Genomic DNA, 8,405 nt, shown 5'->3' with positions numbered 1-8,405 from the left:
GAGCGGTGATTGCGGTCGCCATGGTGGTTGCGCGGGGAGCCGCCTGGAAACATACCCGCCAGTTTTTTGCGATTCTTTACGAAATTCTCGTGGTTCGGCAGCCCGAGGAGCTGGCCGAACTGGCGGCCGAACGAAAACCGCGGATGCTTCTTCTGCCCTATGGAATACCGATCGCTATTGGCACGATCGCCTATTTTCTCGTCAATGGGATGCTTTTTCCGGTTTGAAAGGTGAGGTGGACCTATGCGAGCCAACCCCGTCTACACTTTCGGTGCCACTCTTCCTGTGCGAGAGGTGTTCGGGCGTCTTTTCAAAACAAAGTATCGGAAGACGGAGCGCACCGCCCCGCGGGGTGGGAAGCAAAACCTCTCCGCAGGCGGCATCGAGTGCGGCCGTCCTTCCGGTGTGGCGGTGGTGGAGTTCGCCGTCGTCGCGCCTATCTTTTTCCTGCTGATCCTCGGCCTTATTGAGTTTGGCCGAATGGTGATGGTCCAGCAGGTGATCACGAATGCGTCGCGAGAAGGCGCTCGCCGGGCGATTATTCAAGGAGCTACCACGGCGGAAGTCATCAATGTGGTTCAAGATTATCTCGCCAGTGGTGGGATTCGCTCGGCAACTGTGACGGTTACGCCGGATCCAATCGACTCTGCGGGTTACGGTGAGCCGGTGACCGTTACGGTTTCTGTGCCTTTTCGTCAAGTGAGCTGGCTCCCCTCGCCAATGTTCTTAGGGGGGGCGGAGCTGCGCGCGACGACCACCATGCGGCGTGAAGCTATCCAGTAAACACGCCGCGATGAATGTTTCGTCGATCCTCCAACAAAGGTGAGACTCAGTCCTATGCGCACAAAGTCAATCTTCTTTCTCACGTTGGCCCTGGGATGCGGTTTGGTGGCTGCCGTAGGGGTGCAGCAGGTTCTGGCCACACGGGATCGGGCGGCCCCGGCACCCGTCGTCGAGATGAAAGCCATCGTGGTGGCAGCCGAAGACATTCCCATGGGTGATCCCGTAAAGATTACCCAAATTAAGCTGGAAGACTGGCCGAAAAGCAAAATCCCGGAAGGGGCGCTGTTCAAGGTGGAGGACGTCGAGGGAAGACGCACCAGAACCAAAATCTACAAAGGTTCCCCCATTCTGGAGGCCCAACTGCTCGAGAAAGGAGCCGTCGATGCCGGGGCTGCGCCGTGGATTCCAAAGGGCTATCGCGTGGTTTCGGTGAAGGTGGACCCTGTCAGCGGCAGCGCGAGCATGCTCCGGCCCAGCGACCGCGTGGATGTGGTCGTGCATTTCCCCGCGATGCCTTCCAGAGGCATTCCCAAGGATTACACCAGAACAATTCTGCAAAATGTCAAAGTTTTCGCTGTGGACGACAAATACGCGCTCACCGGTGAGGAAAAGAACCAGAAGTCGATGCAAGCCAAGACGGTTTCCCTCCTCGTGACCCCCGAGCAGGCAGAAATCCTCACGGCGGCGACGGAACTCGGCCAGATTCGCCTGGTCATGCGGGGATTGGGAGACAATGACGCGGTGGAAACCAAGGGAATTGATCCGATGGAGTTGCTGGGGCTTCCGACCCAGGAAGGAGATCCGGAAAAAGAGATCCTCCCGGGAATCGAACCCCCTCGCAAGGAGGACGCCTTCGCCCAGTTCCTGAGCACACAGGCGCATTCTGCCTCAGCCACTGCGGTCTCTACAAAGAACTCAGGTGGCCAAACCTGGGCCATGCGAATCCTTCTCGGTTCGCAGGTGAACGACGTCGTGCTGGAGGCTGATACGGATCACGTTTGGCCGAATTCGATGGGAACGATCTGGCGTGCCGCGACCAGTGCGGCGTCTTCTTTTGCCGATGGCCATTCCTCGCTGACAGACCTGTCACCGCCCCCGGAATCGTCTCCTTCTCAAGATGGGGATTGGCTACCCCCAATGGACACTCCTGTTCCGGAGCGGGGCAGCGATCAGTGACGTCGCAGAAGGAGAATTGAATCAGATTTACCAGTTGCTCGACTTTTGCCGATAAGGACTAGGGGGCGTTGCGCCGGGCGGCCTCTTCGCATGGATGCGGAGAGACGCAGGACCGGCTCTGTCATTTTCGGAATGCCAGGACCTCTTTCGTAATAGGGTGATCACGGATGATCAGGCATCTCCCCCACTTGATCAAATGGAGTGGGTCGCTCGCGCTGATTTGCAGTGTGCTCCTGCACGCAGCCGGCAATACGTCTGCCTTCGAGGGTGGTCCGCCTGCCCCAGCCGGGCAGATTGCCGGAAACGGTGTCGTATGTCGCATCACCGGTCCCTCTCAGCGGCAGGAAATGACTGTCAACACCAGTCGAATTCTCACGCTCGATCGGCGGATTCCTCAGGCTCAGGTGAACAATCCAGAAATCCTGGATCTGACCGCCCTTTCGCCCAACCAGATCCAGATTTTTGCCAAAAAGCCGGGTGTGACTCAGGTCAATTTGTGGGACGATCAGGGCAACATCTATTCCGTGGATGTGATTGTGTTCGGCGACGCTCGGGAGCTGGAGATGCTCCTGAAGTCCCAGTTTCCCAATTGTTCCATCAAAGTTATCCCGATTGCTAGTGGCGTGCTCCTTTCCGGCTACGTGGACCAGCAGGAGCACGTCAGCCGGATTGTGCAAATTGCGGAGGAGTACTATCCGCGGGTGATCAACAATCTGACGCTGGGCGGCGTTCATGAGGTGCTTCTCCATGTGAAGGTGATGGAGGTCTCCCGGACCAAACTCCGCTCACTCGGTTTCGATTGGAGCCAGATTTCAGGTCAGAACGTCATCCGATCCAGCGTGAGTGGCCTGCTCACAGGGGTCAGCCCGACGGATCCCGTTAACGGCACAGCGGCGAGTGCCTTCACGTCCGGCGGCGAAACGTTTTTCTTCAGCGTGCTGGACGGGAACGACGCATTTTTTGGCGTCCTGGAGGCCCTCCGCCAGGACAACCTCATGAAGGTTCTTGCCGAGCCGACCCTGGTGACGGTCAGCGGTCGGCCGGCGTTCTTCCAGGTTGGTGGCGAGTTTCCTATTATCGTCCCGCAAAGCCTGGGCACGGTTTCCATCGAATACAAGAAGTACGGGACCCAGGTGGATTTCGTCCCGATCGTGCTGGGTAATGGCCGGATCCGGCTGGAAGTGCGTCCGCGGGTCAGTGAGATCGATACCTCCCGCAGTGTGGTTATCAATTCGACGACAGTGCCGGGGCTACGGGTTCGGGAAGTGGACACCGGCGTGGAAATGCAGGCCGGGCAAACCCTGGCCATTGCGGGATTGGTTGAAACTCGCGCGGAAGCTCAGCGTCGCGGCGTGCCGTTTCTTTCCGATGTCCCCTACATTGGTGCGGCATTCAGGCGGGTGGCCGAGCAGAACAACGACATCGAGCTCCTCATCCTTGTGACTCCTGAACTTGTCGATGCGATGAATCCGGAGGAGGTGCCTCCGTGCGGGCCGGGGACCCAGACTGCCAGCCCGAACGATTGGGAACTTTACATGAAAGGCTACATCGAAGTCCCGCGGTGTTGCCCACCGGAAAACAGCGGTTCGGTTCAGATCGAAGACATGAAACAGGCTGGCCAGGCGACGATTCGGCCGAGCAATGAACCGACGCCGGCTCCCCCACCGACGCCTGCCGCGCCCACGGCACCAGCCGCCCCGGAGCTCGCACCCCCCGCTCCGCTTCCGCCGGTGTCCTCAAGTGCGCAGTCGCCGGTCTCGGCGAGGTCTCCCGTCAGCTTCGGCAAACAGGGAGTGGTACCGCCCACCACGGCGAGAACCCGTCCAGCCGCTCAAAACTCGGGTGCGCCGAGCAAGCCGGCTTCGCCGGGCAGCCTGCCGGGATTTAAGGGTGAGATCGGATACGATAAGTGATCCTCCCAACCGGATTGGTCCGGATCGAACGAGGGTGCCGCAAAAATCTATCTGGCCGAAGTTATCGCGGGCCCCGGAGGCACCGGCCATTCACGCCCCTGGCTTTTCCTTGCTTGTTGCGCTCAATTTTTCCGCATCTTATCAAAAAGTAACCCATATTTAATGGTGGGGGGACAGAGTGCCGAAAGAGTGACCGGCGAAGCGGCGCCCTTCAACCTGGTCGGTATGTTGCGGAAGCATTGCGTGGATTTTGGGCGGGCGGTCCGCGAGGTTGTTTGCCAACGTCACTTGGGAGGTTGACGATCACATTCCGCGACCATTTGGATTGACTTCCCTGGAACAAAGGTGCTGGCTGGCTTATGAGTAACGTTCTGCGAGTCGCCATCGTGGATCCCAACGATACGGGACGGGAGGAACTGAAGAGGCTCCTGCTGGGGCTTGACACAATCTGGCTGGAGGCCGAGTGCTCTCGTTATGAGTTCTTCAGTGATGTGGTGGCGCAGACCCAGCCGGATATCGGTATCGTGGCCATCGATCATGATCAGGAGCGGGCTCTTGAACTGGTCGCACGGGTCAGCCAGCAGTTGCCTGACTGCGCCATCTTCGTCGTCAGTTCCACCCACGATGGGACGGTGATTCTCCAGGCGATGCGAGCGGGGGCAAAGGAGTTTCTCCTGCAGCCTGTTCGCATCGACGATCTTTTGGCGGCTATCAATCGAATTCAGGAGCGCCGGTTCGGTCAGGGAGACGCCAAGGCGCGGGGATCCACGGTCATCGCCGTGGCGGGAGTCACAGGGGGCGTGGGAGTTTCCACGATTGCTGTCAATTTGGGGTGTGCTCTGGCCCGCAACGACAAAAACACGGTCGTCCTTGCGGATCTCGATCTCTGCCTGGGGGACGCCGACGTACTCCTGGACGCCATCCCCGACTACACGATTGTCGATGTGGCCCAGAATGTTACCCGGCTGGATTTCTCGCTCCTCAAACGGTCCCTGACCAAACACAGTTCCGGGCTGTTCCTGCTTCCGCGACCCGTGCAACTGGAGGATGTGTCCCTGCTCAGCGCGGAGGATCTCCAGCGGGTCATTGGCTTGCTGAAGGCCAGTTTCACCCATCTTGTGCTGGACCTTTCCAAGGCGTTCACCCCGGTTGATATGATGGCCCTGGAGATGGCTCAGCATGTCCTGCTGGTCACCCAGCTTGACCTGCCCTGTCTCCGCAATGTGGTGCGGCTGATGATGTCGTTCAGTAACATGCCGGGCATGGCGGAGAAGGTCAAAATCGTCGTCAATCGCTTGGGAATGGACAGCGGCCAGATCAATCTCAAGAAGGCCCAGGAGATTATCGGTCGGGAAATCTTCTGGCAAATTCCCAATGACTATCGCGCGTGCAGTGAAGCCCGAAATAATGGCGTGCCGCTTTTGGAATGTGCGCCGCGTTCCGCTGTGACAACCGCTATCGTGGGACTGGCAGAGGCCCTCTGCGGCGAACAGGGCAAAGAAACGAGTAAGAAATCGGGCCGTTCGGGTTTGTTCAAACTATTCGTCAAAACCTGACCCATCAGTCTCGTCTGCTGCGTAAAAAAGCCTATCCCGGAGATCTGGCGGAGACGGTTTGTGCGCTTGGTGAGGCAGCACAAAATAGGGTCACGGGTGAAGCGACACAAACCCGCGGGGACGATCTTCCAGCCATCCCCGCGGACTCTTAACGGAGCCGGCCACTCGCGGAGAGTACAGCTTGGTCACTCCGGGAAAGGTGCGTCAGAAGGGTCCCGGTGTTTCTCCACCGCTCCGCGTCGCCAGGGCGTGGAACACACTCAAATCGATCGTTTGGCTGATCATCCTCACCGATCCGTCACCGAGAAGAAAGTTCGCGCCCTGGGGATGCTGGCTGCTGAAATTGTGGGCATGCGCCTGTTTCAGGTTTGGTGGATATTCGGCAGAAGCAAGAACGCCAGCGGGAGCCTCAGAGTCCGGTAAAACGCCACACCATGTGGCGTAGCCGAGTGCCACAGTACGCTCACCTACCAAGAACGTCTGGCTCGTACCGTCCGTGATGGAGGCCAGTGTTAAGAAACTGTTGTGGAAGAAAGTCCCGTTGCCTTCACATCGTGTTCCGGACGGCAGATGGTCGCACACGTGGATGTTCGCCGTTCCGAAGCACCCCACGTAGTTGGAGAGCGCAATGAGCAGCTCGTCGTACTGTTCCCCTTCGTGTTCTTCTTCGTGCTCGTGACCTTCATGGAGCTTGTGGGCTTCAAACACCTTTTCGTTGCTGTTGATGTCAGATGGGCAGCGATACACACTGATGAAAGTTTTGATGGCCTCCTCGTTGATCGGATCATAAATGGGGGCCTCCAGGTGGATGCCTCCCTGGTAGAGCCCCATTTGTTCCAGGTAAGGCAGGATCACGGCCCCCCAGCCCCAGCCCGGCGCTCCGTTGACCATCGGCTGCCGCCCGTCCGGTGTGTAGGCCGCCCAACCCGCCGGTAACGTGCGATGGGTGTCGTGGTACATGTGGATGGCCAGGCCGATTTGCTTGAGGTTGTTGGAACATTCTGCTCGCCGCGCTGCCTCTCGCGCTGCCTGGACGGCCGGCAGCAAAAGCCCGATCAGCAACCCGATGATCGCAATGACCACCAGCAGCTCCACCAGCGTGAAGGCTCGGGGCGAAGACCGCTCCCGCAAAGGATCGAAAGTCGCGGAAAGTCCATATTTTGGGTTACCCTTACAAGCCACGTTCATAATCGCTCTCCTGTTCTCTTTTGGAAAGGTTTCCTTCGGATAATGTGATAAACCGGGGATACGAGATGATATGGTCGCTCCGCCGCGACGTGCTCTTTTTTTGGAGCGAAGTTTCCAGCTCCTTACGTGACGGGCTGGCCGAAGACCGGACAGCGAGTCAGCCCGAGAGATACTCCCGGCAGATGGGATTCAGAGTTATCAGACGAGATCGAGAACAGGTGGAGCACGGCTTTGCCACGGGCATGCGGGGCGAGCCACGACCTCGGTGGAATGGACGAGCGGGCGCCACCAATTTGATGCAAGTGGCAGGACAACCGCGAACGTGGCGATGGGTATTCGAGGCTGGATCTGGAATTGGCAAATGTGGCAGGAATTCGCGTCGTGAAGAACCCGCTCACCGGACGAGCATAGAGAACGCTCGGAGTTCCTTGGGCGGCCGTCGCCAGGAAGATCCGCCCGGTTCCATCCAGCGTCGGACTCCGGCGTGCCATCGTGATCACAAAAGAATCGGCCGGCAGAGTATCCCCCGAGCGTCGCCTCGATTCCAGAAAGGCGATGCAAGGGGAGGCTCCCTATCGCCGTGATGGTGTACCAAACGGCGATCAGGAGCACAACCGGGTTTCGCCAGCCTCTCACTTGCATTGACTCAAGCGCACCGATCGACAATTAGCGGTGACAAGATCTCCCGCCTCCGTATAGGCTCATTTTATTTGCGGACCCCTCGGCGAGACAACGCGCATTTTAAGCGGCGAAATGAGCAGCTTTTCAGTTCACCCGCTGTCGAACCGTCAGCGACCGTCGCGAAGCCGGTCTCCCAGGAAGTTGTCCAGGTCCGGAATAGCGTAGATTTTTTCGATCGTTTTTTCCACGTCATAGGGTACGCGACGAAAACGGACGCGATTCCCCTCCTGAATGACGTAGCATGCACGGGGGTCGCCATCGCGCGGCTGGCCGACTGATCCCACGTTGATCATGGCCTTTTCCACCGAATCGAGATCGAATTCGCCGTTTTCCAGTTCCTGGGGGGAAAAGAATTCGATGCTGTCGGTGAATACCCCCGGCGTGTGCGTATGGCCCTGGAAGGAACACTTGTCAATGAGGGAGAAGAGCTTTTGGAGTTTCGCAGGTGTGTAAATATCTTCCGGAAAAACGTACTCATTGAGCGGATTTCTGACCGAACCATGGACATAGACGATGGGGCCTTCCCGGTGAATCCGCGGGCGTTCGCCAAGATAATCCCATCGCCGGTAGGCCTCCGCCGGGTTGCCGCCGTGCTCCTCGAGTTGCTGTCGGGTCCAGAAAATGGCCTTTTCCGCCCCCACGTTGAACCCCTCGGGATCAAAAAGCGCCCCCTGATCATGGTTGCCCAGGAGGCACACCTTGCAGTGCTTCATGACCAGGTCGATGCATTCCCGGGGGTTTGGGCCGTAACCCACGATGTCGCCCAGACAGTAGATCTCCTCCACGCCCTGCTGCTTGATGTCTTCGAGGACTGCCTGGAGGGCTTCCAGATTGCTGTGAATGTCGCTGATAATCGCGCGTTTTACAGGTGCCACCGGTTTGGCCTCAAGTCAAACGAGACTGGCTTTCTTTCTCCGCTGCTTCAGCCCGTTATTTTGTCTCCGTCCTGAGACGGGACACCATCCCCGGCCCTCCAGCGGAGTATCATTTAACTTTTCACACCGCTCAGGGGATGAAGTCATCCTGCGGGGAAATCGATTCCACAAACCGGGCCAGGAGTGTCGCGGCGGCGTCCAGGTCGTCCAGGGATACCATTTCCACGGGGCTG

At 58.4% G+C, this 8,405-nt stretch carries 6 protein-coding genes and 1 pseudogene; 5 read left to right on the top strand and 2 right to left on the bottom strand.

Translation table 11 applies throughout. From position 1 onward, the window contains the following. The 5 genes and pseudogenes from H5U08_RS05685 to H5U08_RS05665 form a co-directional block, all read left to right on the top strand. Positions 1-227, top strand: a pseudogene (locus H5U08_RS05685) (prepilin peptidase); the annotation flags it as partial. Positions 228-243: 16 nt separating this feature from the next. Next, positions 244-783: a TadE/TadG family type IV pilus assembly protein gene (locus tag H5U08_RS05680; protein WP_297031135.1), complete on the top strand. Its 540-nt coding sequence runs from the start codon at positions 244-246 to the stop codon at positions 781-783. A 54-nt stretch (positions 784-837) separates the two neighbouring features. Then, entirely contained in the window at positions 838-1,959 is a 1,122-nt protein-coding gene (cpaB, locus tag H5U08_RS05675; protein ID WP_297031133.1) for a Flp pilus assembly protein CpaB, read from the top strand. Positions 1,960-2,126: 167 nt separating this feature from the next. Next, positions 2,127-3,872, top strand: coding sequence for a type II and III secretion system protein family protein (locus H5U08_RS05670; protein WP_297031131.1), 1,746 nt, complete (start codon positions 2,127-2,129; stop codon positions 3,870-3,872). Between the two features lie 359 nt (positions 3,873-4,231). After that, the gene (locus H5U08_RS05665; protein WP_297031129.1) at positions 4,232-5,428 is read left to right on the top strand and encodes a response regulator; all 1,197 of its coding nucleotides are present in this window, start codon (positions 4,232-4,234) and stop codon (positions 5,426-5,428) included. Positions 5,429-5,632: 204 nt separating this feature from the next. Here the strand turns inward: H5U08_RS05665 and H5U08_RS05660 are convergent, their stop codons facing one another. Together H5U08_RS05660 and H5U08_RS05655 are read right to left on the bottom strand one after the other, a co-directional pair. Next, on the bottom strand, positions 5,633-6,616 hold the full coding sequence (locus H5U08_RS05660) for a DUF1559 domain-containing protein (protein WP_297031126.1): 984 nt from the start codon (positions 6,614-6,616) through the stop codon (positions 5,633-5,635). 788 nt (positions 6,617-7,404) lie between these two features. Further along, on the bottom strand, positions 7,405-8,172 hold the full coding sequence (locus H5U08_RS05655; RefSeq protein WP_297031125.1) for a metallophosphoesterase family protein: 768 nt from the start codon (positions 8,170-8,172) through the stop codon (positions 7,405-7,407). Positions 8,173-8,405 lie beyond the last annotated feature (233 nt).

This window comes from Thermogutta sp., assembly GCF_014359955.1.
Lineage (GTDB): Bacteria > Planctomycetota > Planctomycetia > Pirellulales > Thermoguttaceae > Thermogutta.
This window is presented reverse-complemented; position numbering and strand designations above follow the sequence as displayed.